The 22,103-nt window shown below is 63.6% G+C and carries 24 protein-coding genes; 10 read left to right on the forward strand and 14 right to left on the reverse strand.

Annotated elements, in window-relative coordinates:
- Window positions 1-11: 11 nt before the first annotated feature.
- The 12 genes from mgtE to NH396_RS06175 all read right to left on the reverse strand — a co-directional run bounded on the left by mgtE (window position 12) and on the right by NH396_RS06175 (window position 11,121).
- Window positions 12-1,367, reverse strand: coding sequence for a magnesium transporter (gene mgtE / locus NH396_RS06120; protein ID WP_176676280.1), 1,356 nt, complete (start codon window positions 1,365-1,367; stop codon window positions 12-14).
- A gap of 378 nt (window positions 1,368-1,745) precedes the next feature.
- Window positions 1,746-2,015: an HPr family phosphocarrier protein gene (locus tag NH396_RS06125; RefSeq protein WP_176676281.1), complete on the reverse strand. Its 270-nt coding sequence runs from the start codon at window positions 2,013-2,015 to the stop codon at window positions 1,746-1,748.
- Window positions 2,002-2,943 carry an RNase adapter RapZ gene (gene rapZ / locus NH396_RS06130; RefSeq protein ID WP_176676282.1) on the reverse strand — a complete coding sequence of 314 codons (942 nt, stop codon included), beginning with the start codon at window positions 2,941-2,943 and terminating at the stop codon, window positions 2,002-2,004. The genes NH396_RS06125 and rapZ overlap by 14 nt, the downstream gene beginning before the upstream one ends.
- Window positions 2,944-3,080: 137 nt before the next feature.
- Complete coding sequence (locus NH396_RS06135) at window positions 3,081-3,551, reverse strand: PTS sugar transporter subunit IIA (protein ID WP_043332557.1); 471 nt, start codon at window positions 3,549-3,551, stop codon at window positions 3,081-3,083.
- A gap of 9 nt (window positions 3,552-3,560) precedes the next feature.
- The gene (gene raiA / locus NH396_RS06140) at window positions 3,561-3,869 is read right to left on the reverse strand and encodes a ribosome-associated translation inhibitor RaiA (protein WP_175088343.1); all 309 of its coding nucleotides are present in this window, start codon (window positions 3,867-3,869) and stop codon (window positions 3,561-3,563) included.
- A gap of 660 nt (window positions 3,870-4,529) precedes the next feature.
- The gene (locus tag NH396_RS06145; protein ID WP_253062252.1) at window positions 4,530-5,978 is read right to left on the reverse strand and encodes an RNA polymerase factor sigma-54; all 1,449 of its coding nucleotides are present in this window, start codon (window positions 5,976-5,978) and stop codon (window positions 4,530-4,532) included.
- A 233-nt stretch (window positions 5,979-6,211) separates the two neighbouring features.
- Window positions 6,212-6,952, reverse strand: coding sequence for an LPS export ABC transporter ATP-binding protein (gene lptB / locus NH396_RS06150; protein ID WP_043332551.1), 741 nt, complete (start codon window positions 6,950-6,952; stop codon window positions 6,212-6,214).
- Window positions 6,953-6,955: 3 nt separating this feature from the next.
- The gene (lptA, locus tag NH396_RS06155; RefSeq protein ID WP_225347607.1) at window positions 6,956-7,534 is read right to left on the reverse strand and encodes a lipopolysaccharide transport periplasmic protein LptA; all 579 of its coding nucleotides are present in this window, start codon (window positions 7,532-7,534) and stop codon (window positions 6,956-6,958) included.
- 108 nt (window positions 7,535-7,642) lie between these two features.
- Window positions 7,643-8,326, reverse strand: a complete 684-nt coding sequence (lptC, locus tag NH396_RS06160; RefSeq protein WP_176676284.1) for an LPS export ABC transporter periplasmic protein LptC — start codon at window positions 8,324-8,326, stop codon at window positions 7,643-7,645.
- Window positions 8,326-8,895 carry an HAD hydrolase family protein gene (locus NH396_RS06165; RefSeq protein ID WP_176676285.1) on the reverse strand — a complete coding sequence of 190 codons (570 nt, stop codon included), beginning with the start codon at window positions 8,893-8,895 and terminating at the stop codon, window positions 8,326-8,328. The genes lptC and NH396_RS06165 overlap by 1 nt, the downstream gene beginning before the upstream one ends.
- A 126-nt stretch (window positions 8,896-9,021) precedes the next feature.
- On the reverse strand, window positions 9,022-10,077 hold the full coding sequence (locus NH396_RS06170) for a KpsF/GutQ family sugar-phosphate isomerase (RefSeq protein WP_176676286.1): 1,056 nt from the start codon (window positions 10,075-10,077) through the stop codon (window positions 9,022-9,024).
- Window positions 10,078-10,176: 99 nt separating this feature from the next.
- On the reverse strand, window positions 10,177-11,121 hold the full coding sequence (locus NH396_RS06175; RefSeq protein ID WP_176676287.1) for a calcium/sodium antiporter: 945 nt from the start codon (window positions 11,119-11,121) through the stop codon (window positions 10,177-10,179).
- A gap of 315 nt (window positions 11,122-11,436) precedes the next feature.
- Between NH396_RS06175 and NH396_RS06180 the strand changes: the two genes are divergently transcribed.
- From NH396_RS06180 to hisD, 9 genes are all read left to right on the forward strand, one after another.
- Window positions 11,437-12,357 (forward strand): ATP-binding cassette domain-containing protein, encoded by a 921-nt coding sequence (locus NH396_RS06180; RefSeq protein ID WP_082388135.1) that lies wholly within the window; start codon window positions 11,437-11,439, stop codon window positions 12,355-12,357.
- The gene (gene mlaE / locus NH396_RS06185; RefSeq protein ID WP_043332547.1) at window positions 12,354-13,154 is read left to right on the forward strand and encodes a lipid asymmetry maintenance ABC transporter permease subunit MlaE; all 801 of its coding nucleotides are present in this window, start codon (window positions 12,354-12,356) and stop codon (window positions 13,152-13,154) included. Before NH396_RS06180 ends, mlaE begins: the two co-directional genes overlap by 4 nt.
- A complete protein-coding gene (gene mlaD / locus NH396_RS06190; protein ID WP_043332545.1) occupies window positions 13,154-13,618 on the forward strand; it encodes an outer membrane lipid asymmetry maintenance protein MlaD in 465 nt (154 codons plus the stop codon). Before mlaE ends, mlaD begins: the two co-directional genes overlap by 1 nt.
- Window positions 13,619-13,757: 139 nt before the next feature.
- A complete protein-coding gene (locus NH396_RS06195; RefSeq protein WP_176676288.1) occupies window positions 13,758-14,420 on the forward strand; it encodes an ABC transporter substrate-binding protein in 663 nt (220 codons plus the stop codon).
- Window positions 14,421-14,440: 20 nt separating this feature from the next.
- Window positions 14,441-14,806: an STAS domain-containing protein gene (locus NH396_RS06200; protein WP_253062255.1), complete on the forward strand. Its 366-nt coding sequence runs from the start codon at window positions 14,441-14,443 to the stop codon at window positions 14,804-14,806.
- A gap of 225 nt (window positions 14,807-15,031) precedes the next feature.
- Complete coding sequence (locus NH396_RS06205) at window positions 15,032-15,286, forward strand: BolA/IbaG family iron-sulfur metabolism protein (protein ID WP_043332541.1); 255 nt, start codon at window positions 15,032-15,034, stop codon at window positions 15,284-15,286.
- A 12-nt stretch (window positions 15,287-15,298) separates the two neighbouring features.
- A complete protein-coding gene (gene murA / locus NH396_RS06210; RefSeq protein WP_176676289.1) occupies window positions 15,299-16,564 on the forward strand; it encodes a UDP-N-acetylglucosamine 1-carboxyvinyltransferase in 1,266 nt (421 codons plus the stop codon).
- An 83-nt stretch (window positions 16,565-16,647) separates the two neighbouring features.
- Window positions 16,648-17,292 carry an ATP phosphoribosyltransferase gene (hisG, locus tag NH396_RS06215; protein ID WP_043332537.1) on the forward strand — a complete coding sequence of 215 codons (645 nt, stop codon included), beginning with the start codon at window positions 16,648-16,650 and terminating at the stop codon, window positions 17,290-17,292.
- A 191-nt stretch (window positions 17,293-17,483) separates the two neighbouring features.
- Window positions 17,484-18,788 (forward strand): histidinol dehydrogenase, encoded by a 1,305-nt coding sequence (hisD, locus tag NH396_RS06220; protein ID WP_176676290.1) that lies wholly within the window; start codon window positions 17,484-17,486, stop codon window positions 18,786-18,788.
- A gap of 126 nt (window positions 18,789-18,914) precedes the next feature.
- Here the strand turns inward: hisD and NH396_RS06225 are convergent, their stop codons facing one another.
- The gene (locus tag NH396_RS06225; protein ID WP_253062257.1) at window positions 18,915-20,231 is read right to left on the reverse strand and encodes a trypsin-like peptidase domain-containing protein; all 1,317 of its coding nucleotides are present in this window, start codon (window positions 20,229-20,231) and stop codon (window positions 18,915-18,917) included.
- A 186-nt stretch (window positions 20,232-20,417) separates the two neighbouring features.
- Here NH396_RS06225 and NH396_RS06230 point away from each other — a divergent pair, with 186 nt between their 5' ends.
- On the forward strand, window positions 20,418-21,185 hold the full coding sequence (locus tag NH396_RS06230) for a Nif3-like dinuclear metal center hexameric protein (protein WP_176676292.1): 768 nt from the start codon (window positions 20,418-20,420) through the stop codon (window positions 21,183-21,185).
- A gap of 88 nt (window positions 21,186-21,273) precedes the next feature.
- Here the strand turns inward: NH396_RS06230 and NH396_RS06235 are convergent, their stop codons facing one another.
- Complete coding sequence (locus tag NH396_RS06235; RefSeq protein ID WP_043332529.1) at window positions 21,274-21,726, reverse strand: DUF1043 family protein; 453 nt, start codon at window positions 21,724-21,726, stop codon at window positions 21,274-21,276.
- Between the last annotated feature and the right edge of the window lie 377 nt (window positions 21,727-22,103).

The raw sequence follows: 22,103 nt of genomic DNA on the forward strand, positions 1-22,103 counted from the left end.
CCCGTCGGGGATTACAGATAGAGCCAGGTCGCCAGCCCCAGGAAGGCCATGAAGCCGATCACGTCGGTCACGGTGGTCAATATCACGCTGCCGGAAAGGGCAGGGTCGATATTGAGCTTCTTGAGCAGTACCGGCAACAGTGTGCCCGTCACGGCGGCGATCAACAGGTTGATCATGATCGCGGCGCCGATGATTGCCCCCAGCTGGACATCCCCGAACCATACGATGGCGATGCCTGCCACCACCACGGCCCATAACAGGCCGTTGAGTCCCGCGACGATGACTTCGCGCTTGAGTAGCCAGCTGACATTGCCACTCTTGACGTGCCCCAGCGCGATACCACGGATCAGGACGGTGAGTGCCTGAGAGCCCGCGATGCCCCCCATGCTGGCGACAATGGGCATCAGCACGGCCAGCGCGGTGATCTTCTGGATGGTGCCTTCGAACATGCCGATCACGGCGGAGGCCATGAAGGCGGTCAGCAGGTTGATACCGAGCCAGACGGCGCGGCGCCACGAGGTCCGTATCACGGGAGAGAAGGTGTCTTCGTCCTCATCCATCCCCGCCATCGACATCACCTGGTGCTCGGCGTCGCCACGGATGACATCGACCACGTCATCGATGGTGATGCGACCCAGCAGGTTGCCATCGCCGCCGACCACGGGCGCCGAGATCAGATCGTGCTTCTCGAATAGCGAAGCGACTTCGTTCTCCGGCATCAGGGCCGGGATCACCACGCTGTCGGTGTCCATCACTTCGCGCACCGTGACGCCGGGGTCCGAGACCAGCAGGCGGTTGATGGGCAGCGCACCGATGAATTCATCGCGTCGTGAGACGACCAGCAGGGTATCGGTGGAGTCGGGCAGGCGCTCGTGGCGGCGAATGTAGCGCAGCACCACGTCCAGGGTGATGTCCGGACGAATGGTGATGGTGTCCGTGTTCATCAGGCCGCCGGCGGTATCCTCCGGGAAGGACAGTACCGTTTCGACGCGCAGACGCTCCTGCGCCTCCATGGAGTCGAGGACTTCGAGAATCACCGTATTCGGCAGGCGCTGCAGGATGTCGGCGACATCATCCGGTTCCAGGTTCTCGGTAGCGGCGAGAACGTCGACGGCGTCCATGTCCTTGAGGAAGTCGGTCTGGATGTCTTCGCCAAGGTATTGAAGGACATCGCCCTGTAGCTCGGCATCGACCAGCTCCCAGAGCAGATTACGCTCCTTGGGGGGCGAGGATTCGAGCAGGTGGGCCACGTCCACCGGCGCGAGGCCGCGATTGAGCATGCGTCTTGCCTGTTCCAGCTCGCCGCTTTCCAGCGCCTGTGACAGGCGATCAAGTCTTGGCTTGAGTTTTCGAGACGTCTTGCTCATCTGTCGGCTTCCCCTGTCGACATGAAGGACAGTGCTGATTCTACCATTGGCTCAGGGGGGCGCGTCGACAAAAGAGAACAGCGTTTCTTATCGAAAGGACAATCCGCGTTCCGGCCACTGGCGCAAAAGCAGCGTTGCATGGCTGTCAAGCGCAAGGATAGGTGCAGGGAAAGGGGGGAGGGTAGGTGAAAGGATAGGTGCAAGATCAGGTGCCAGGCATCCCACGCGAGCCGTTGATGGTGTCGCCAGGGGGGGCTGCCAGAGGGGGGGAGCTGGCCGATAAGCGAGCGGGCCGAAAAGATAGTTGACCAAGAAGCGAGCTGGCTGAGGAAGGAAGGCTGAGCGCATAGCGCAAATGTACAGCGCTGTCAGTGGCGGTTATTCGTCTTCCTCGAAACGCGCCTCGAACAGCGCCTCGATGGCCAGCATCGCCTCATCGGCCTGTTCGCCCTCGACATCGATCAACAGCTTGGTGCCGCAGGGTGCGGCAAGCATCAGCAACGCCATGACATTGGCTGCATTGGCGCGTCGCTCGCCATGGCTGACCATCACCGTCGCGCAATAGGGCGCACAGCAATTGACCAGCTTGGTGGCTGCGCGGGCGTGCAGCCCGCGACGGTTGGTCAGCGTCAGCTCACGAGAGGCCATCGCGACTCTCCTCGGTGCTGGTGTCTGAGTCGCTTTCGCCTGTGGTATCGACATGACTCAGTGCGGTATGAATACCCAGTTCACGATGGCGTAGACGCACCTCCGGCAGGCGCTCGGCGAAGTAGCTCGCCAGCTGCTCGCACAGGTAGACGCTGCGATGTTGGCCGCCGGTGCAGCCCACGGACACCGTCAGGTAGCTGCGATTGCTGTCCTGATAGGCGGGCAGCCAGCGTTCCAGCCAGCCGGCGATATCGTCATGCATCGCCTGGACGGTGGGGTAGCGCCGCAGGAATTCGGCCACGCTGTCATCGCGACCGGTATCGCCGCGCAGGTTGATGTCCCAGTACGGGTTGGGCAGGCAGCGGACATCGAACACCATGTCGGCGTCGGTCGGCACGCCATGCTTGAAGCCGAAGGATTCAAAGGTCAGCGTCAGGTGGCGAGAGCTGTGCTGGGCGACCTGCTCGGTGATCCGGGAGCGCAGATCGTGCACGCTCAGGTTGGTCGAGTCGATGACCAGATCGGCCTTCTGGCGAATGGGAGCGAGCGTCTTCTGCTCGATCTCGATGGCCTCGGCCAGGGTGTGGTCGTTGTCGCGCGTCAGAGGGTGACGACGACGGGTCGCCGAGTAGCGTTCCAGCAGCACGCGCGAATCGGTGGTCAGGTAGACGACCTGCACGTCCATGCCGCTCTGGCGGACGTTGTCGAGCAATTCGGGGAAGCGGGTCAAGGCTTCCGGCAGGTTGCGGGCATCGATGGAGACCGCGATACGTCGGCGTGCCGGACTGTCCTGTTCGAGCTGGTCGACCAGTGGCGCCAGCAGCATGCCGGGCAGATTGTCGATGGCATAGTAGCCAATGTCTTCCAGCGCCTGGAGAGCGATGGATTTCCCGGAGCCGGAGCGGCCGCTGATGATCACGATCTTCATGAAGTGCTCTCCAAGGGCGAGGTCAACGTCGAAAGAATGCAGGGGTGGGGCAGAAGGCTGCCCGCTATCAGTGCGCTGTACGTCGGCCGATGGGAGGCCAGCAAGACGAAAGCCCGGACGATGTCCGGGCCTGTGATTCAGCGCGCCGGTAATTCGGCGATGGCTTGGGTCAATGCCTCAAAGAGTGCACGCTGGCTGTCTGCCTGGCGCAGGGCCGAGCGATTGGTCGGGGAATTGAGCAATTCCGCGACCTGCCCGAGCAGCGTCAGATGGGTTTCATCCGCTTCCTCAGGCACCAGCAGCACGAACAGCAGATCGATGGGTTCTCCGTCGATGGCATCGAAGTCGATGGGTTCACCGAGCTTCAGAAACGCAGCGATTGGCGTCTTGCAATGCGGGCTACGTGCATGGGGCACGGCCACACCGTGGCCGATGCCGGTCGATCCCAGTCTCTCGCGCCCGATCAGGCGCGAGAAGACTTCCTGGCTATCCAGGCTGGGAATGTTCTGTGCGATGAAGGTGCTGAAGAATTCAAGCACCCGCTTCTTGCTCCCCCCGGGGACACCGTAAAGGGTGCGCTCGGGGGGGAGGATCTGATCAAGTGTCATGGCTGAAGGTCAACGGGTCCCGGTGCCCTGAGCACGAGCCTGGGACTTTTCCTTGTGTTTGACCAGCTGGCGATCCAGCTTGTCGGCGAGCGCGTCGATGGCAGCGTACATGTTGGGGTCTTCTGCCAGGGCGTGGAGGTCAGCGCCTGCTGCGTGCAAGGTGCAGGCAGCCTGCTGGCGCTCCTTCTCGATCGACAGTGTCACCTGAACATTGGTGATGTTGTCGTAATGCCGTTCGAGGCGGGCGAGCTTCTCGTTGACGTAATCGCGGAGAGGATCGGTAAGTTCCACATGATGCCCGGTAATATTCACTTGCATGGACACGCTCCTTTATCCAGCGGGTTGCCATTCAATTGTAACCCTTTTTGACTACGAGCAAACCCTGATCGGACGCTCTGCAACAGGCTTGACGGCCGCCGTCTGGCGATGTTTTCGCGCCCTTGCCAGCGGCGTCAGATGTCGTGAGCGTCTGTACCGACAATGCCCAAGCTTTGCGCAAAGATCAACGCTGCGCTGCATCGTGGCTCAGTGCTTGTCTTCAACTCAATGAAGGGTAGCGGAATGGACTTCAAGGTCACGCTTGAAGGGTGGTGCATGAAAGGCGCGCAAGAAGGCGGGTTTTCGTCGCCAATCCCTGCATGTACGCCGCCTTTCAGGCGCCTGGGTTGCGTGGAGCAAGCAGCGTGCCGGAAGGATCACCGAGTGTCATCCCGGTGCAATACGGCCAAAAGTGACTTTAAAAACATGCGATTGACGGTAAATGATGCTGCCGGAATGATGGATTTTTGCCAACATCCTGCGCGCCGTCATGGGCCATGATGGGTCATTGACGAGTGGTTGACGGCATGACAGGGCGCGCAACAGGCGCGCCGGTGTCAGTAATGTCAGAGGCTGGTGAGAGAGAAAACCAGCGTCTGAGGTTGGCGGCGGCTGCCATTGTGGAGGTGAAAGCAGGGCATGGCAGCTGCAGGTGATGCCTCAGGCCAGACGCTTGCGCTCGCTGGAGGATGGGATGCCCATCGCTTCGCGATACTTGGCCACGGTACGGCGTGCGACCTCGATGCCATCGCTGGCGAGCAGATCGACCAGGCGTGAGTCGGAGAGAGGCTTGCGAGCCGGTTCTTCCGCAATCAGCTTGCGGATGCGGGCACGAATGGCGGTGCTTGAGTGGGCGTCGCCACTGCCGCTGCCACCGACCTGGCTCGAGAAGAAGAACTTGAGCTCGAAGACGCCGCGCGGGGTGTGGATGTATTTCTGGGTCGTGACCCGCGAGATGGTCGATTCGTGCATCTCGACCACTTCGGCGATGTTGGCCAGAATCAGTGGCTTCATGCCTTCCTCGCCTTGCTCGAGGAAGTCGATCTGGCGCGCCATGATCTCGCGGCCGACCTTGAGCAGGGTGTCATTGCGTGATGACAGGCTCTTCATCAGCCAGCGCGCTTCCTGCAGGTTGTCCTTGAGGAAGGTGTTGTCGGCGGACTTGTCGGCACGCTTTATCAGTGCGGCGTATTCCGGCTGGATGCGCAGCTTGGGCAGCGCTTCCGGGTTGAGCTCGACCTGCCAGCCGTGGCGGGTATAACGCACCAGCAGATCAGGGATCACGTAATCGCTGGCGGGCTCGCCCCAGGCGGATGCCGGACGCGGATCGAGCGCGCGCACCAGGCGGATGACGTGGTCCAGCTCGTCATCGTCAAGGCTCAGTCGGCGCTTGAGCAGCTTGCGGTCATCGTTGCCCAGTGCCTCGAGGAATTGACGTACCAGGCGACGCGCCTGCGCCAGCAGCGGCAGATCATCCGGCAGCAGCGCCAGTTGCAGCAGCAGGCACTCGCGCAGGTCGCGGGCGAAGACGCCGGTCGGGTCGAACTGCTGCAGACGCAGCAGTACCTGCTCGAGCTCGGAGGCCTTGAGACCGGGCAGGCCCTGGCCGCGCAGACCATCGACCAGCTCATCGAGTGACAGGCTCAGGTAACCGGCACCGTCGACGGCATCGATCAGGCTCTCCGCCATCTGGCGTTCACGGCCATCGAGGTCGGTCATCGCCAGCTGCCAGCGCAGGTGGTCCTGCAGGCTCTCGACACTGGTATTGCGATCGAAGTCCGGCCCTTCTTCGCTCCCGCTGCCACTGCCGGAGCTGGTCAGGCTACCGGCGTGGTCCTGGTAGAGGTCCGACCAGTCACTGTCGAGGGGGTATTCCTCGGGAATCTCGCTTGAGGAGTCGGCAGTGGAGATCTCGCTCGTATCCTGTGTCTCGATGACATCCAGCGACTCGTAGTCCTCGTCGAGCTCCAACATCGGGTTGGACTCGAGGGCTTGCTGAATCTCCTGACGCAGATCGAGCGTCGACAGCTGCAGCAGCTGGATCGCTTGCTGAAGCTGCGGCGTCATGGTCAGCGAGGTGCCGAGGCGGAGTTGCAGGGTGGGTTTCATGGAGTCAGTCAATTCACGGCAAAGGAACGTGCTTACTACGCTATACCGTGACTCGGGGCACTGACAAGTGGTTGCTGTGAATATTCAAGCAACTTGCATGCCATGTTTCCACCAAGGTGGTATGGACGTCATGCATGCGTCTGATGTCAGACATGAAAAAGCCGCTACGCGATAAAATCACGCAGCGGCTTTTGAAGCTTTCGCCTCCGGTGGGCTCAGCGCAGCCGCTGACCCTAGAGCGTGAACTCGTGGCCCAGGTAGACGTCGCGCACCTGCTGGTTGGCCAGGATGGAGTCCGCGTCACCGTGGGCGATGATCTGGCCATCGCCGACGATATAGGCGGTGTCACAAATATCGAGTGTCTCGCGCACGTTGTGGTCGGTGATCAGCACGCCGATGCCACGATCGCGCAGTTGGCGCACGATGCTCTTGATCTCGCCCACCGAGATGGGATCGACGCCGGCGAAGGGCTCATCGAGCAGCACGAAGTCCGGCTCGGTGGCCAGAGCGCGGGCGATCTCGACCCGTCGACGCTCGCCACCGGACAGGCTCATGCCGGCGCTGGCGCGGATATGCGTGATGCTGAATTCCTCGAGCAACTCTTCAAGGCGTGCCTTGCGGCCATTGCGATCCAGGTCCTTGCGGGTCTCCAGAATCGCCATGATGTTGTCGGCTACCGACAGCTTGCGGAAGATCGACGCCTCCTGAGGCAGATAGCCGATGCCGGCGCGTGCACGCTGATGCATGGCGGCAGCGGAGAGGTCCTTGTCGTCGATGGAGACGTTGCCGGCATCGGCGCGCACCAGCCCGACGATCATGTAGAACGAGGTCGTCTTGCCGGCGCCGTTGGGGCCCAGCAGGCCGACGATGTCACCCTGACGGATCTCAAGCGAGATGTCCTTGACCACCTTGCGGCCCTTGTAGGCCTTGGCCAGATGGCGAGCGCTCAACGTACGCGGAGTAGCAGCAGTCATGACTCAGTTTTCCTTGCTGGCATTGGCGCCGCGCGGCGTCAGAGTCATGTGTACGCGACCGCCTTCGGTCTGCTGTGCCGTCTTGCTGTTGTTGGCGTTCACCTGGCGCTTGTCGAGGAAGTACTCCACGTAGCCGCCTTCGAAGGTGTCATCGCCTTTCTCGAGGCGCGCATTGCCGACCAGCTCCACGCGGCGCTCCAGCGCATGGTAGCGGATGGTGTCGGCCCAGCCCTTGACCAGCTTCTCGTCGGGTGCGGGTTGCTGTTCCAGGTAGGCACGCTTGCCGGTGGCCTTGACCAGCGAGATCTCGCCGCTGCCGGCGCGGCTGATATCGACGCGGCTGGCATCGAGCTTCATGCTGCCCTGGCGCATCTCCACCTGGCCGGTATAGGTGGCGGTACCGGCCTTGTCATCGAGAGACAGGGCATCCGCGGCGATGTTGATCGGCTGGCTGGCATCGCTGTCCAGCGCCATGGCGGCCGGGGCGAAGGTAGACATGCCCAGTGCCAGGCAGAGCGCCATGACACCGCTGTTGAGGGTCTGGCGACAGGCCGTCAAGGGCTTGCGAGTCGTGGAAGTCATGGTGGCTCCTTGGCATGACGGGGTCGCCGCCCGAGCAATGATGCCATCGAGCGGCAGGGAAGAAGGTGTTGCGGCGCGGGTCATGGCGCGACGGCCAGCCCGGCGGGTTCATTCACCGCTGGCAGGCGCTGCCTCGAAGGTGCTGTTGACGCGCCCCTCATCGGTAGTGGTGCTCTCGGTGCCCGAGTCTATGCGCTCGGCTTCCTTGCTGGCCTCGCTCTGGCCCGCACCGGGTTGCAGGACGCTGCGGACGCGGCCCTGCAGCACGGCGGAATCCCGGGAGAGGTCGGCGCTGAAGCTGTCGCTTTCGACATGCTGGCCATTCTGGGTGATCACGACCGGCACGTCACTCCAGGCGCGATTCTGATCACGGCTGTAGTGCAGGACATCGGTATCGAGGGTCCAGCGGTCATCGGGCTGGCGCAGTCTGGCATTGCCCTCGAGAGTGAAGGTGTCGCCGCCGGCGCTCAACACGCCACTGTCACCCGTGGCATACCAGCGGCGGTCTTCACTGTCGTTGGTGCGAATCTTCGGGGTCTGCGCCCGGGTCACGTCATCGCCTGGCGTATGCTCGATATGCGGCGAGCTCATGGACTGGATCGCCACGCCGCGCGCATCGAAGCGTGTCATGTCTGCCCCGTCGAGATAGTAATCCGGCTCACTGCTGTCGACCTCGACATTGACGGTCGATTCCAGGCTGTTGCGCTGCTCGATCAGCGCCAGCACGCCACCGACGAGCAGCAACAGCAGCATCAGCCAGAGACGCGGAGAAGGGCGGGGCAGACGTAACATCAGGGACGCGACTCCTGCAGGTAGGTATCCAGCACCGAGGCCCAGTGGCCCTGTGCCTTGAGCAGCAGATCACAGAGCTCGCGCACGGCGCCATCGCCGCCCTGGCGCGAGGTGACCCAGTTGGCCTCGCTCATCACGTAGGCCATGGCGTTGGGCACGCTGACGCCGAGGCCGACACGCCGAATAGCTTCGCGGTCCGGCAGGTCATCGCCACAATAGGCGACGTCTTCCAGCTCGATCCCGTGCTCGCGGCACAGATCGGTCAATGCGACCAGCTTGTCTTCACGGCCCTGGATGACATCCTGAATACCCAGTTCCTTGGCGCGACGCTCGACCATCGGTGAGCTGCGGCCGGTGATCAGCGCGACGCGAACGCCACTGCGCAGCACCAGCTTGAGGCCATGACCGTCCTGGACGTGGAAGGACTTGGTCTCGACGCCGTTGGCATCGTAGTGCAGGCGGTTGTCGGTGAGCACGCCATCGACATCCAGCGCCAGCAGACGCACGCGGCGTGCGCGGTCGATGATGTCCTGCGGATATTCTTCGCTCAGGGAATTCGTGTCGCTCATGGTCTTTCTCCTCGCACTCCGTGCATGCTTGACGCTGTCCTGTGAACGGCGCTGATGGGCGTTGAGCGGTGGCGTCTTGCCGGGACGATCTGCCGTCGAACAGAGACAGCGAACGCCCGCGGGAGTTCAGATCACGCCGCTGGCCAGCAGGCCGTGCATATGGATGGCCCCGATGGGGTGCTCATCCTCGTCACAGACTACCAGAACGCTGATGCGGTTTTCTTCCATGATGCGCACCGCTTCGGCGGCCAGCATGCTGGCGCGCACGGTCTTGCCGCCGCGGGTCATGACATCATCGACCTTCAGCGCGCGCAGATCGCCGTGCTGGTCGAGGGTGCGGCGCAGGTCACCATCGGTATAGACGCCGACCAGATGGTCGTCATCATCGATTACACAGGTGAAGCCCATGCCCTGACGCGTGATCTCGAGCAGCGCATCGCGCAGCGGGCTGCCGAGTGCCACGCGCGGCAGGGCGTCGCCATGATGCATCACGTCCTGGACTCGCAGCAGCAGGCGGCGACCCAGGCTGCCGCCCGGATGGGAAAGCGCGAATTCCTCGGCAGTGAAGCCGCGCGCCTCAAGCAGTGCCACCGCCAGGGCGTCGCCCATCACCAGCGCAGCGGTGGTCGAGGCGGTGGGTGCCAGATTCAGCGGGCAGGCTTCCTGGGCAACGCTGGTGTCCAGATGCGCCTCGGCGTCACGCGCCAGGGTCGAGCCGGGTTTGCCGGTCATCGAGACCAGCGGGGTGCCCATGCGCTTCAAGAGCGGTAGCAGCGCTGTGACTTCGGCGGTCTCTCCGGAGTTGGACAGCGCAAGTACTACATCGGCCGGCGTGATCATGCCCAGGTCGCCATGGCTGGCTTCCCCGGGGTGGACGAAGAAGGCCGGGGTGCCGGTGCTGGCCAGGGTGGCGGCGATCTTGCTGGCGACATGGCCGGATTTGCCCATGCCGGTCACGATGACGCGGCCCTTGGTGGCGAGCATCAGCTGACAGGCGCGGTCGAAGTCGTCATCGAGATGGCTTTCAAGCGCGGCGATGGCCGCCTCTTCAATGGCGAAGGTGCGACGGGCGCTGGCGCGAAAATCCGCCTGGCTGGCCGGAGTCTCATCAGCGGCGGCGGACTGGCTGGATGCTGAGGCGCCAGGTGTGGTGGCGTGTGGAGTGCTGGAAGGCTCGGTCATGATCGAATTGTTGCCTGTGGTTGGCCAGGGCTCAGGCCGCGCGGAAAGGGCGTGTCATCCCGCGCGGCGGCGTGGCAAACGATGATGAAGACGCTGCCGTCAGCGAGTCAGGCTGATGGCAAGCCAGGCCGTGTAGGCCAGATAGCAGGCGAGCAGGATAACACCTGGGGCACGGCCGATGCGCCCACGGCGCTGCCAGATGAGCAACGCGGCCAGCAGCAGCGTCAGTCCCAGCATCACCGGATAGTCACGGCTGATGGCGCTGCCATCCACCGGTCCCGGCGCCAGCAGGCCCGGCACGGGCAGCACGGCGAGGATGTTGAACAGGTTGGAGCCGATGACGTTGCCGATGGCGATGTCGTGATGGCGCTTGAGGGCGCTGGCCACGCTGGCGGCCAGTTCCGGCAGGCTGGTGCCGATGGCGATCACGGTCAGGCCGATGATCAATTCCGGCACGCCGAGTGCCTGGGCGATGTCGGTCGCTCCCCACACCAGCGCCCGCGAGCTGGCGATCAGCACGGCCAGCCCGACCAGTAGCCAGAAGATGGCGCGCCCGGTACTCATCTCGGGCACGTCATCCTGGCTTTCCGCCTCACTCGGGGCATCGACCTTGAACAGCCACACCAGCGTGAAGACCAGCAGGGCCAGCAGCAGGATGCCATCGAGACGCTCGAGCCCGCTGTTGGACAGCGCATAACCGCCCAGCGCCGTAGCCGCCAGCAGCAGCGGCAGCTCGCGGCGCACCAGCCCGAAATGCACTGGAATCGGGGCGATCAACGCCGTGACGCCGAGCACCAGGCCGATATTGGCGATGTTTGAGCCCAGCGCATTGCCGGTCGCGATATCCGGAGTGCCATCAAGAGAGGCCATGATGGAGACGACGATCTCGGGGGCAGAGGTGCCGACGGAGACAATCGTCATCCCGATCAGCAGTTTGCTCATCCCGGCGCGCCACGCAGTGGCCGCGGCTCCTTCGACGAAGCGATCAGCACTCCAGACAAGACCAATCAGGCCGATGACGACTGCAAGGATGGGAAATAGCATCAGAACTCTCGGGTCAGGGGGCAGGGCGGTGGCGTATCGCCGGGAACCGCGCCATTAAACGCATCCCCCCAATCCATTGCAAGACGGCGGCCTTGTTCGCATTGCAGGCCGTGTTGCCGAGCGCATTGCTGCCCGCATCACCACCCGCGGCACGGCTCTGTTGCCTTGATGAGACTGGCGGCACAGGGGTGGGTTCGGATACGATGTTCGCTAACTAACTTGATCCTTGGATCCCATGACTCGGACATTCGTCCTGTTCACGAGCCGACTGCGTGTGGCTTGTCACGGCGAAGGTCCCTCACAGCGGATGCTTCTATGACTGATTTGCCCGGTCAGACCGCAACCCGGACGGGTGCGGACGGCCAGGATGCGCAGGCTTCTTCACGTGGCGCGGCAGGCGAGATCAATCTCGATGACGCCCTGATTCGTGTCGAAGGCCTGCGGTTCACCCGTGGAGAACGCGAGATATTCTCCGGCATCGACCTCAAGATCCCGCGCGGCAAGATAACCGCCATCATGGGGCCTTCCGGTACCGGCAAGACGACACTGCTCAAGTTGATCGGCGGCCAGTTGACACCTTCGGCAGGACGCGTCGAGATCGCCGGGTTGCACGTGCATGGCCTGTCGCGGCGCGAGCTGTTTCGCATGCGCCGTCGCATGGGCATGCTGTTTCAGAGCGGTGCCCTGTTCTCCGACCTGAGCGTGTTCGAGAACGTCGCCTTCCCGTTGCGCGTCCACACCGATCTCCCCGATGCGATGATTCGTGACATCGTGCTGATCAAGCTCGAATCCGTCGGGCTGCGCGGCGCGCGTGAACTGATGCCGGCCGAACTCTCCGGCGGCATGACGCGGCGTGTGGCGCTGGCGCGAGCCATCGCGCTGGACCCGGACCTCATCATGTACGACGAGCCGTTCGCCGGGCAGGACCCCATCTCGATGGGCGTGCTGGTCAATCTGATCCGGCGCCTCAATGATGCGCTGGGCATGACGGCGCTGGTGGTCTCGCACGACATCAAGGAAACGCTGACCATTGCCGATTACGTCTATGTGATCGCCGATGGCAAGGTGATGGCGCAGGGCACCCCCGAGGCGCTGAACGCCGAATCGGACCCGCGTGTGGCCCAGTTCATCCACGGCAAGCCGGATGGCCCGGTGCCCTTCCATTACCCCGCCCCGGACTTCGCCGGCGACATTCTCGATGGTCGCGAGTCGGCAACCCGCAGGAGAGAGTCATGAGTGGTCTGAATCGTGGCCCGCTCGGGGCCATCACGTCACTGGGCCGCAGCAGCATCGACGTGATCGCGGCCATCGGGCGCGCCGGCATGCTGCTGGTGCAGGCCGGTATCGGCATCCCGTCCCGTGAGGGCATTGGCCTGTGGGTGCGACAGATGCACTTCGTCGGTGTGCTGTCGCTGGCCATCGTGCTGGTCTCGGGGCTGTTCATCGGCATGGTGCTGGCGCTGCAGGGCTACACCATTCTGGTCGGTTTCGGCGCCGAGGAAGCGCTGGGACAGATGGTGTCGCTGTCACTGCTGCGCGAGCTGGCGCCTGTGGTCGCGGCCTTGCTGTTTGCCGGGCGCGCGGGGTCGGCGCTGACGGCGGAGATCGGCCTGATGAAGGCCACCGAGCAGTTGACCAGCATGGAGATGATCGGCGTCGATCCGCTCAAGCGCATCGTCGCGCCGCGCCTGTGGGCCGGGTTCGTCTCGCTGCCGCTGCTGACCATCGGCTTCAGTGTCGTGGGTATCTGGGGCGGCAAGCTGGTGGGGGTCGACTGGCTGGGCATCTACGAGGGCGCCTACTGGAGCAGCATGCAGTCGAACGTCGATTTCATCGGTGATGTCATGAATGGCGTCATCAAGTCACTGGTCTTCGGGCTGGTGGTCAGCTGGATCGCCGTCTTCCAGGGCTATGACCTGATCCCGACCTCGGAAGGCATTTCGCGCGCCACCACACGTACCGTGGTTTATTCATCTTTGGCGGTGCTGGGACTCGACTTTGTCCTCACGGCCGTCATGTTCGGAGAGATTTGATGAAACGTACCCGCATGCTCGAGTTCGGCGTGGGCCTGTTCATACTCGCTGGTTTCCTGGGAATGGTCTTCCTGGGGCTGCGTGTCAGCGGCGTCACGTTCCAGCAGGCTGATGACACCTTCGTGCTCAATGCCAACTTCTCAGGGATCGGAAGCCTCAAGGCGCGGTCAAAGGTCACGATGGCAGGTGTTGCCGTCGGCAGCGTCGAGAAGATCGAGCTGGACCCGAAGTGGTTTGACGCCCGTGTCACGATGAAGCTGGACAGCAGCCTGCGTGGCAAGCTGAGCAAGGACACCACCGCCGCCATCCTGACGTCCGGCCTGCTGGGCGAGCAGTACATCGGCCTGAGTACCGGGGGAGACCCGGACGTGCTGGAGGACGGCGACACCATTCGCGATACCCAGTCTGCACTGGTGCTGGAAGAGTTGATCCAGCAGTTCGTGTCCAATTTTTCGAAGAGCTGATTCTGGAAGCGCTGATTCTCGAAGCGCTGTTCATCGAAGTCCAGGCACCCGGCGCATGCGTGTGATGCGCCGAAAGACCTGACTCGGTGCCTGTGGTTTCACGTTCGAGCACGATGCACATTTTCAAGGAGCAACCCTGATGATTCCTAGCCTCAAGAAGCTGATCCGTCCGCTGAGCGTGCTGAGCCTGTCCGCCCTGATGGCGCTGAGCCCGCTGGCCATGGCCGCCCCGCAGGAGCCGGACGTGCTGCTGCGCGACACGGTCGAGGGCCTGACTACCAAGATCGATAGCCGCGAGAGCTACTACAAGGACAACGTCGACGAGCTGGAAAGCCTGGTGGATTCCGCGCTGAAGCCGGTGGTGGATTATCGCTACATCGCCGCCAGCGTGATGGGCAAGTACTTCAAGGGCGCCTCTCCTGAGCAGCGCACCGAATTCGCCAAGGTCTTCCATGACACCCTGATCGGCACCTATGCCAAGGGGCTGGTGAGCTTCGATTACGCCAGGCTGGACGTGAAGGACAGCGAAGGTGAGCGTCGCTATGAAGACCAGGACACCGTCTACATGGACGTGGTCGATACCAAGGGCAAGGTCTATCCGGTGGCCTATTCCATGCGTCTGCGCAACGACAAGTGGAAGGTGGTCAACGTGATCGTCAATGGCGTCAACCTGGGCCTGACCTTCCGCAACCAGTTCGACCAGGCCATGCGTGACAACGGCCGCGACATCGATGCCGTCATCAAGGGCTGGCAGCCGGATGTCGACCTCGAGAAGGGTGAGGGGGATCAGGGCAACAGCTGAGCCCTGTCGTCGCCATGACCATGAAAACTCTCTTCGATCGCGAGGGCGTCACGCTGGAAGCCGGTGACGCACGGTTGAGCCTGAGTGGCCAGCCGGATTTCGACAATGCCGCAGAGCTGGCGGATTCCGGCAGGAAATGGCTGGGGCGCCGCGAGGATGGGGTTTCCATCGATCTGTGCGGCGTGGATAGCGCCAGTACTGCCACCCTGAGCGTGCTGCTCGAGTGGCAGCGCCATCTGGCGGAGCATGGTGGGCACGTCGCTCATCTCGCGTTGTCTCCCGCGTTGAGCCGACTGGCGGCAGTCTCTGGACTGGAAAACCTGCTGCCGGGGCTGAATGTCGCTGAGATCAGCGCCGAGCCCCCGCTGTCACTCGAGACGTCCTGAGCCAGCAGTGTGGCCTGACTACCTGTCAGGCCACACTGCTCTGCTGGATGCTAGAGGCTTGTCCGTATCGCCATTCATGCGCGCGGCAACGTGGAGGCAGCGATTGACTGCCAATCGCGTTCCCGCGCGCTTTTGATTACCATGTGCGGTCATATCGCATCGATCGTCGCGCAAGGATTCCCTGCCACGATCCCGACATGTACCGCGAAGGAGTCATCGCCCGTCATGCAACCGAATGATGTCAAGGCCCTGCTCGAGGCTCGTATCGAGAACGTCGATTTTCATATCCAGGGTGAGGGCTGCAATTTCCAGGTCGTCGCCGTGGGGGATGTCTTTGCCGAGCTGAGCCGCGTCAAGGCCCAGCAGCTGGTCTACTCCGCACTCAATGATGAGATCCGCTCTGGCGCGCTGCATGCCATCAGCATTCGTACCTATACCCCGGCGCAGTTCGAAGCTGCCGCCGGCAACGCTCAGGGTTGACCGGAACATTTCATGGATAAGCTGATCATCACTGGCAACGGGCCGGTCAACGGGGAAGTCTGGGCCAGCGGCGCCAAGAATTCGGCACTGCCCATTCTGGCAGCCACGCTGCTGTCGGAAGGTCCCGTGACCATCAGCAACCTGCCGCATCTGCAGGACATCACGACCAGCCTCGAGCTGCTCGGGCGTATGGGCGTCGAGCCGGTGATGGGCGACAACATGACCGTGCAGCTGGATGGCTCCAAGGTCGAGCATTGTCACGCGCCCTATGACCTGGTCAAGAAGATGCGTGCCTCGATTCTGGTGCTGGGCCCGCTGCTGGCGCACTTCGGCAGTGCCGAAGTCTCGCTGCCGGGCGGCTGCGCCATCGGCTCGCGTCCGGTGGATCTGCACATCCGTGGCCTGGAGGCGATGGGGGCCGAGATCACGGTCGAGAATGGCTATATCCGCGCCAAGGCGCCGGGTGGCCGCCTGAAAGGCGCGCGCATCGTCTTTGATGTCGTGACCGTCACCGGCACCGAGAACCTGCTGATGGCCGCGACCCTGGCCGATGGCCGCACCGTGCTGGAAAACGCCGCGCGTGAGCCGGAAGTCGTCGATCTGGCCGAGTGCCTGATCGCGATGGGCGCGAAGATCACCGGCCAGGGCTCCGACACCATCGTCATCGACGGTGTCGAGAAGCTGCACGGCTGTGAATACTCCGTCATGCCGGACCGCATCGAGACCGGCACCTTCCTGGTCGCGGCGGCTGCCTCGCGCGGCAAGGTGCGTGTCACGCGTACGCGTGCCGACACCCTGGATGCCGTACTGGCCAAGCTGGAAGAAGCCGGCGCCACCATCACCACCGGTGATGACTGGATCGAGCTCGACATGCACGGCAAGCGCCCGAAGGCGGTCAATATCCGCACGGCGCCGTACCCGGCATTCCCCACCGACATGCAGGCCCAGTTCGTGGCGATGAATGCGGTCGCGGAAGGCACCAGCACCGTGATCGAGACCATCTTCGAGAACCGCTTCATGCACGTGCAGGAGCTCAACCGCATGGGCGCCCACATCGCGCTCGAGGGCAACACCGCGGTCGTGACCGGCACCGAGCGCCTGTCCGGCGCGCCGGTGATGGCGACGGACCTGCGTGCCTCTGCCTCGCTGGTGATCGCGGCGACCGTCGCCGACGGCGAGACCATGGTCGACCGCATCTATCACATCGACCGCGGTTACGAGTGCATCGAAGAGAAGCTCTCCGGGCTGAACGTGATCATCCGTCGCTCCGCCGGCTGATCAGTGGCCCACCTCGTGCTGCCGGCCTTGATTGACCGGCAGCGCGTGCCGAATTCCTACGTACAAGCACGGGCGAATACCCCATGAGCAAGCAACTGGTCGTCGCCCTCTCCAAGGGGCGTATCCTCAAGGAAACCCTGCCGCTGCTGGCTGACGCTGGCATCGAGCCGCTGGAAGATCTCGACAAGAGCCGCAAGCTGCTCTTCGATACCAATCTGCCGGACGTCAAGCTGGTCATCATCCGTGCCACCGACGTGCCGACCTACGTGCAGCTGGGCGCGGCCGATCTCGGCATCGCCGGCAAGGACGTGCTGCTCGAGCATGGTGCCGAAGGCCTGTACGAGCCGCTGGACCTGGAAATCGCCAAGTGCCGCCTGATGACCGCCGGTGTCGTCGGTCAGCAGCAGCAGGGCGCTCGCCGCCGCGTCGCGACCAAGTTCGTCGATGTCGCGCGTCGTTATTACGCCGAGCAGGGCATTCAGGCGGAAGTCATCAAGCTCTACGGTGCGATGGAACTGGCCCCGCTGATGAATCTGGCCGACGAGATCGTCGATATCGTCGACACCGGCAACACCCTGCGCGCCAACGGCATGGAGCCGCGCGAGCTGATCACCGACATCAGCACGCGTCTGGTGGTCAACAAGGCCGCCATGACCATGAAGCACGATCGTCTCAAGCCGCTGATCGATCGCCTGCGTCAGGCCGTGGAAGCCCGCCGCGAGGCGTGATGGCGGCGTGCTGTTGGCATCGACCCGATGGATACCCAAGGTCGCATAGATGACCGTGGCAGAAGATGACGCTCGAAACGCCAGCTGCCGCCCCTGCTCGTCACGATCCTTATCAAGATGATAGGGGTAGGCGCTGGACAGAGCCCGTCCGGTTCAGCCTTCTCTGCCAAGCAATGAGAAAAGAGGTTCGCATGGATACCTTGATCAACCGGCTTGATAGCCGTGATACCGATTTTATTGCCCGCCTGGATCGCTTGCTGTCATGGGAGGGCGTGTCCGATGCCGAGGTACAGCATCGTGTCACCGACATCCTCGCGCGCGTCAAGCAGGAAGGCGATGTGGCGCTGGTGGAGTTCTCCAACCGCTTCGACCGCCTGAATGTCTCGAGCATGGCCGAGCTGGTCATCGGTGCCGAGCGTCTGGCCCAGGCCTATGCCGACTTGCCGGCGGATCAGCGCGAGGCGCTGGCTGTGGCTGCCGAGCGCGTGCGTGTCTATCACGAGCATCAGAAGCCGGAAAGCTGGTCCTTCAAGGACGAGCACGGCAGCCTGCTGGGCCAGAAGGTCACGCCGCTGGACCGCGCCGGCATCTACGTGCCGGGCGGCAAGGCCGCCTACCCGTCATCCGTGCTGATGAACGCGATTCCGGCGCATGTCGCGGGCGTGCGCGAGATCATCATGGTCGTGCCGACGCCGGACGGCGTGGTCAATGAGCTGGTGCTGGCCGCGGCTCACCTGGCGGGTATCGATCGTGTCTTCACCATCGGTGGCGCCCAGGCCGTGGCGGCACTGGCCTACGGCACCGAGTCCGTGCCGCGCGTCGACAAGATCGTCGGACCGGGCAACATCTACGTGGCGACTGCCAAGCGTGCGGTGTTCGGTCAGGTCGGTATCGACATGATCGCCGGGCCGTCCGAGATCCTGGTGGTCAGTGATGGCGTGACCGATCCGGACTGGCTGGCGATGGACCTGTTCTCCCAGGCTGAGCACGATGAAGATGCCCAGGCGATCCTGATCGGATGGGATGACGAGCACCTGGCCGCCGTCGAGGCCTCCATCGCACGCCTGGCACCGACCATGGAGCGTGCCGAGATCATCCTGACCTCGCTGCGTGAGCGTGGCGCCCTGATCCGTGTCAGCGGGCCGGAGCAGGCGCTGGAGCTGACCAACCGCATCGCGCCGGAGCACCTGGAGCTCTCGGTGGCCAATCCCCAGGAGTGGGTCGAGGGCGTGCGCCACGCCGGCGCCATCTTCATGGGCTCGCATACCTCCGAGGCGCTGGGCGATTACTGCGCCGGGCCGAATCACGTGCTGCCGACCTCCGGCACCGCGCGCTTCTCCTCGCCGCTGGGCGTCTATGACTTCCAGAAGCGCTCCTCGCTGATCCAGTGCTCGCCAGCGGGCGCGTCAGTGCTCGGGCGTACCGCCTCGGTACTGGCACGTGGCGAGTCGCTGACGGCACATGCGCGCAGTGCCGAGAATCGCATTCTCGACTGATCTTGAGACTGAGCCTTGCCTGGTCAGTCGTCTGACAAGACAAGAAGCCCCGCGACGGACTCCGTCGCGGGGCTTCTTGTCATCATGGGGCGGGGGCTGCCCAAGGCGCTGCGCCGATATACCGGCTCAGCCCTTGTCCTGCAGGGACGGCTCGACGGCCGCCGGTGTATTGTCGGGAATCGGGCGCTCGCCGACCTTGACATCGATGTCCAACGTCTTGCCGTCACGCAGCAGGCGCAACTCCAGCGCATTGCCGGGCTTGACGGCGGCGATGTCGGCCATGGCCAGGCGAGCATCCAGCAGGCGCTTGCCGCCGATGGCGGTCAGGATATCGCCCGGGCGCAGGCCGGCGCGCGCGGCAGGGCCGTCACGCAGCACGGCGGCCACCACCACGCCTTGCGGGGCGCTCAGGCCGAAGGAGTGCGCCAGCGACGGCGTCAGCTCCTGGACTTCCAGGCCCAGCCAGCCACGAATCACGCGGCCGTGGTCGACCAGCGCTTCGAGGATGTCACGTGCCAGGTTGGCGGGGATGGCGAAGCCGATGCCCTGCGAGCCCCCGGAGCGCGAATAGATGGCGGTATTGATGCCGACCAGCGAGCCGTCGGTATTGATCAGCGCGCCGCCGGAGTTGCCGGGGTTGATCGCGGCATCGGTCTGGATGAAGTCTTCATAGGCGTTCAGGCCAAGATGATTGCGTCCGGTGGCCGAGATGATCCCCATGGTGACCGTCTGGCCGACTCCGAAGGGATTGCCGATCGCCAGCGAGACATCGCCGACGTGCACCTGGGTGGAATCGGCAATCGCCACGGTGGGCAGGTTGTCGAGGTCGATCTTGAGCGCCGCGAGGTCGGATTCCGGGTCCACGCCCACGACCTTGGCGAATGTCTCGCGGCCATCGCGCAGGGCGACCTGGATCTGGTCGGCACCCTGGATGACGTGATTGTTGGTCAGGATGTAGCCGTCGCTGGAGAGAATGACGCCGGAGCCCAAACTCGACAGCATGCGCTGGCTGCGCAGTGCGTCTTCGCCGTAGAACTGGTTGAAGAAGGGGTCGGACATCAGCGGATGCTTGCTGTCGTCCTTGATCTCGCGCGAGGAATAGATGTTGACCACCGCCGGAGCGGCGGCGTCCACCGCGGCCTGATAGCTGGCCGGGCCGCTGTTGCGCTGCAGCGGCGGTGCTTCACGCAGTACCGGGTCTGCCGACTCTTCGCGCTGCGCCGCTGACAGCGTCAGGCTCGGAGGCGGCAGCACCTGCTGATTGGCGGCAGAGTTCCGTGACGGGCTCGGATAGGGGGTGTTGCCTGCCTGCTCGCTCTGCTGCAGGGCGGGTTCGCCCAGACCCAGCGTCGGAAAGCGATCCAGCACGACGACGGCCAGCAGGACGCCGGTGACGACGGGCCACAGTAGCGGGAGCAGTGTGCTGCGAAGAGAACGGGGCATCGGATTACCTGATGAAAAGTCCGCGCACCGACGCGATGCTGCGGACATGAAGATGAATGGCCTGAAACTCCACGTGCCACGCGAAGGGATGGCCCCGGTCAAGGCGCGGCACGCTTACATGGCGCCGATGCGCCGTTACAATGCTCGCCAGTGTAACACTCGATGACTCTGACTGCTGGAGGCCCAATGGCTGATCGTGACACGCTGATGAAGGCGCTGGATGGCTGTCTGGAGGCGCAGGCCTTCAAGGACTATACCGTCAATGGCTTGCAGGTGGAGGGGCGCCGCGAGGTGCGCCGCGTGATGACTGGCGTGACGGCCAGTCAGGCGTTACTTGATGAGGCGCTCGCCTGGCAGGCCGACCTGGTGCTGGTGCACCACGGCTACTTCTGGAAGAACGAGCCGGCCCAGATCACCGGCATGAAGCGTCGGCGCCTCAAGACCTTGCTGGCCAATGACATCAATCTGGCAGCCTATCACCTGCCGTTGGATGCGCATCCGACCCTTGGCAACAATGCCCAGCTGGCCGAGCGTCTGGGGCTGGTCAGTGAAGGCTGTCTGGATGGCGTGCCCGGGCGTGGCCTGGTGCATGTCGGGCGTCTGGCTGCTGAGGTGGAAGAGCTGGACAGCACAGCGCTGGGGGCCGAGTTCAGTCGGCGTCTGGGACGTGAGGTGCTGGTCGTGGCCGGCCATGATCGTCCCATCAAGCGCATTGCCTGGTGCACCGGCGGCGCTCAGGACTATATCGGTCTGGCCATCGAGGCCGGCGCCGATGCCTTCCTCTCGGGCGAGATTTCCGAGCGCACCACCCATAGCGCCCGTGAAGAGGGAGTGACCTACTTCGCGGCGGGGCATCATGCGACCGAGCGTGACGGTGTGCGGGCCCTCGGCGAGTGGCTGGCCGCCGAGCATGGAGTAGAGCACCGCTTCGTGGATATCGACAATCCGGCGTGACATCTGGTGCCGGAAACGACAACGGCCACCTCTCGAGGTGGCCGTTGTCGTTTTCAGATGCCGTGAGAGGTTCACGACAGCAGGGCGATCAGATGCGCGGCGGGTTGGTGGCCGGAGTCTCGCCTTCACTCGGTTGCGGCTTGAGGCCGAAGTCCTCTGACAGAGTGCCACGGTTATCGGCGTAATCACGCGGCAGGTCGACCTTGTCGGTCTCGCTGTCGTCCGGCGTGGTGTCAGTGTCCAGCAGGCGGCGCTTGAGCTGGCTGTCATCGCACAGCGCGGTGGCGCCAGTGGCCAGATGCTGGCGCAGCTCATTGCCGGCGCGCTGGATCTGGTCGGTCAGGTCGCTGGCCTTGGAGAAGTGGTCGTTGAGGGCATCGCGGAACTGGGTCAGCTCCAGTTCGCGCTCAGCCAACTTCTGGCGGGTCTTCTGATTGCGGGCCACGTTGGCATTCAGCAGGTGGTAGCACAAGGCGCCGATACCGATGCCAGCCAGAAAACAGGCAATGGCCAGGATCCAGTCAATGTTGCTCTCGTTCACGTCGCTCTCCTTGTGTCACGACTGCGGTGATCGTCACCGCTGGGGCATGGTAGCGCTGAGATACGATGCCGGTCTTCAATGATGTTCCATCACGCCGATCTCGGGATCGGTCTGGTGTCCAGCAGGTCAGCGCCGCTTGCCGCTGTCCTTCTTGCCTTGGTCTTTCCTAGCTCAGTCTGTAGTGCCGCTTGCGTTTCAAAAGCGTCCACGCGCCATTATATCGGTGTGGTGCAGCGATGCGTCAATTCACTCGGCGCGCGACCTTGGTCGCCTGTCGGCGCATCCGGCGGGGTGTGGGCGGATGCCAGCTCACGCCTTGCGAGCAATGCGCGCGGCGACAGCCACCTCGCACCGCCGATTGCTGGCCGGTGAGTGGG

Origin of the sequence: Cobetia sp. Dlab-2-AX (assembly GCF_024124625.1) — a bacterium.
In the GTDB taxonomy this organism is placed as follows: domain Bacteria; phylum Pseudomonadota; class Gammaproteobacteria; order Pseudomonadales; family Halomonadaceae; genus Cobetia.

Coding starts and splice junctions, on each gene's coding strand:
- NH396_RS06195 (WP_176676288.1), top strand. CDS start 13,758: ATGATTCCTAGCCTCAAGAAGCTGATCCGTCCGCTGAGCGTGCTGAGC.
- lptA (WP_225347607.1), bottom strand. CDS start 7,534: ATGACTTCCACGACTCGCAAGCCCTTGACGGCCTGTCGCCAGACCCTC.
- mlaD (WP_043332545.1), top strand. CDS start 13,154: ATGAAACGTACCCGCATGCTCGAGTTCGGCGTGGGCCTGTTCATACTC.
- NH396_RS06225 (WP_253062257.1), bottom strand. CDS start 20,231: ATGCCCCGTTCTCTTCGCAGCACACTGCTCCCGCTACTGTGGCCCGTC.
- mgtE (WP_176676280.1), bottom strand. CDS start 1,367: ATGAGCAAGACGTCTCGAAAACTCAAGCCAAGACTTGATCGCCTGTCA.
- rapZ (WP_176676282.1), bottom strand. CDS start 2,943: ATGAAGATCGTGATCATCAGCGGCCGCTCCGGCTCCGGGAAATCCATC.
- NH396_RS06175 (WP_176676287.1), bottom strand. CDS start 11,121: ATGCTATTTCCCATCCTTGCAGTCGTCATCGGCCTGATTGGTCTTGTC.
- NH396_RS06200 (WP_253062255.1), top strand. CDS start 14,441: ATGAAAACTCTCTTCGATCGCGAGGGCGTCACGCTGGAAGCCGGTGAC.
- NH396_RS06170 (WP_176676286.1), bottom strand. CDS start 10,077: ATGACCGAGCCTTCCAGCACTCCACACGCCACCACACCTGGCGCCTCA.
- raiA (WP_175088343.1), bottom strand. CDS start 3,869: ATGCAAGTGAATATTACCGGGCATCATGTGGAACTTACCGATCCTCTC.
- NH396_RS06180 (WP_082388135.1), top strand. CDS start 11,437: ATGACTGATTTGCCCGGTCAGACCGCAACCCGGACGGGTGCGGACGGC.
- mlaE (WP_043332547.1), top strand. CDS start 12,354: ATGAGTGGTCTGAATCGTGGCCCGCTCGGGGCCATCACGTCACTGGGC.
- NH396_RS06230 (WP_176676292.1), top strand. CDS start 20,418: ATGGCTGATCGTGACACGCTGATGAAGGCGCTGGATGGCTGTCTGGAG.
- hisD (WP_176676290.1), top strand. CDS start 17,484: ATGGATACCTTGATCAACCGGCTTGATAGCCGTGATACCGATTTTATT.
- NH396_RS06145 (WP_253062252.1), bottom strand. CDS start 5,978: ATGAAACCCACCCTGCAACTCCGCCTCGGCACCTCGCTGACCATGACG.
- lptB (WP_043332551.1), bottom strand. CDS start 6,952: ATGACTGCTGCTACTCCGCGTACGTTGAGCGCTCGCCATCTGGCCAAG.
- NH396_RS06165 (WP_176676285.1), bottom strand. CDS start 8,895: ATGAGCGACACGAATTCCCTGAGCGAAGAATATCCGCAGGACATCATC.
- NH396_RS06205 (WP_043332541.1), top strand. CDS start 15,032: ATGCAACCGAATGATGTCAAGGCCCTGCTCGAGGCTCGTATCGAGAAC.
- lptC (WP_176676284.1), bottom strand. CDS start 8,326: ATGTTACGTCTGCCCCGCCCTTCTCCGCGTCTCTGGCTGATGCTGCTG.
- NH396_RS06135 (WP_043332557.1), bottom strand. CDS start 3,551: ATGACACTTGATCAGATCCTCCCCCCCGAGCGCACCCTTTACGGTGTC.
- NH396_RS06125 (WP_176676281.1), bottom strand. CDS start 2,015: ATGGCCTCTCGTGAGCTGACGCTGACCAACCGTCGCGGGCTGCACGCC.
- murA (WP_176676289.1), top strand. CDS start 15,299: ATGGATAAGCTGATCATCACTGGCAACGGGCCGGTCAACGGGGAAGTC.
- hisG (WP_043332537.1), top strand. CDS start 16,648: ATGAGCAAGCAACTGGTCGTCGCCCTCTCCAAGGGGCGTATCCTCAAG.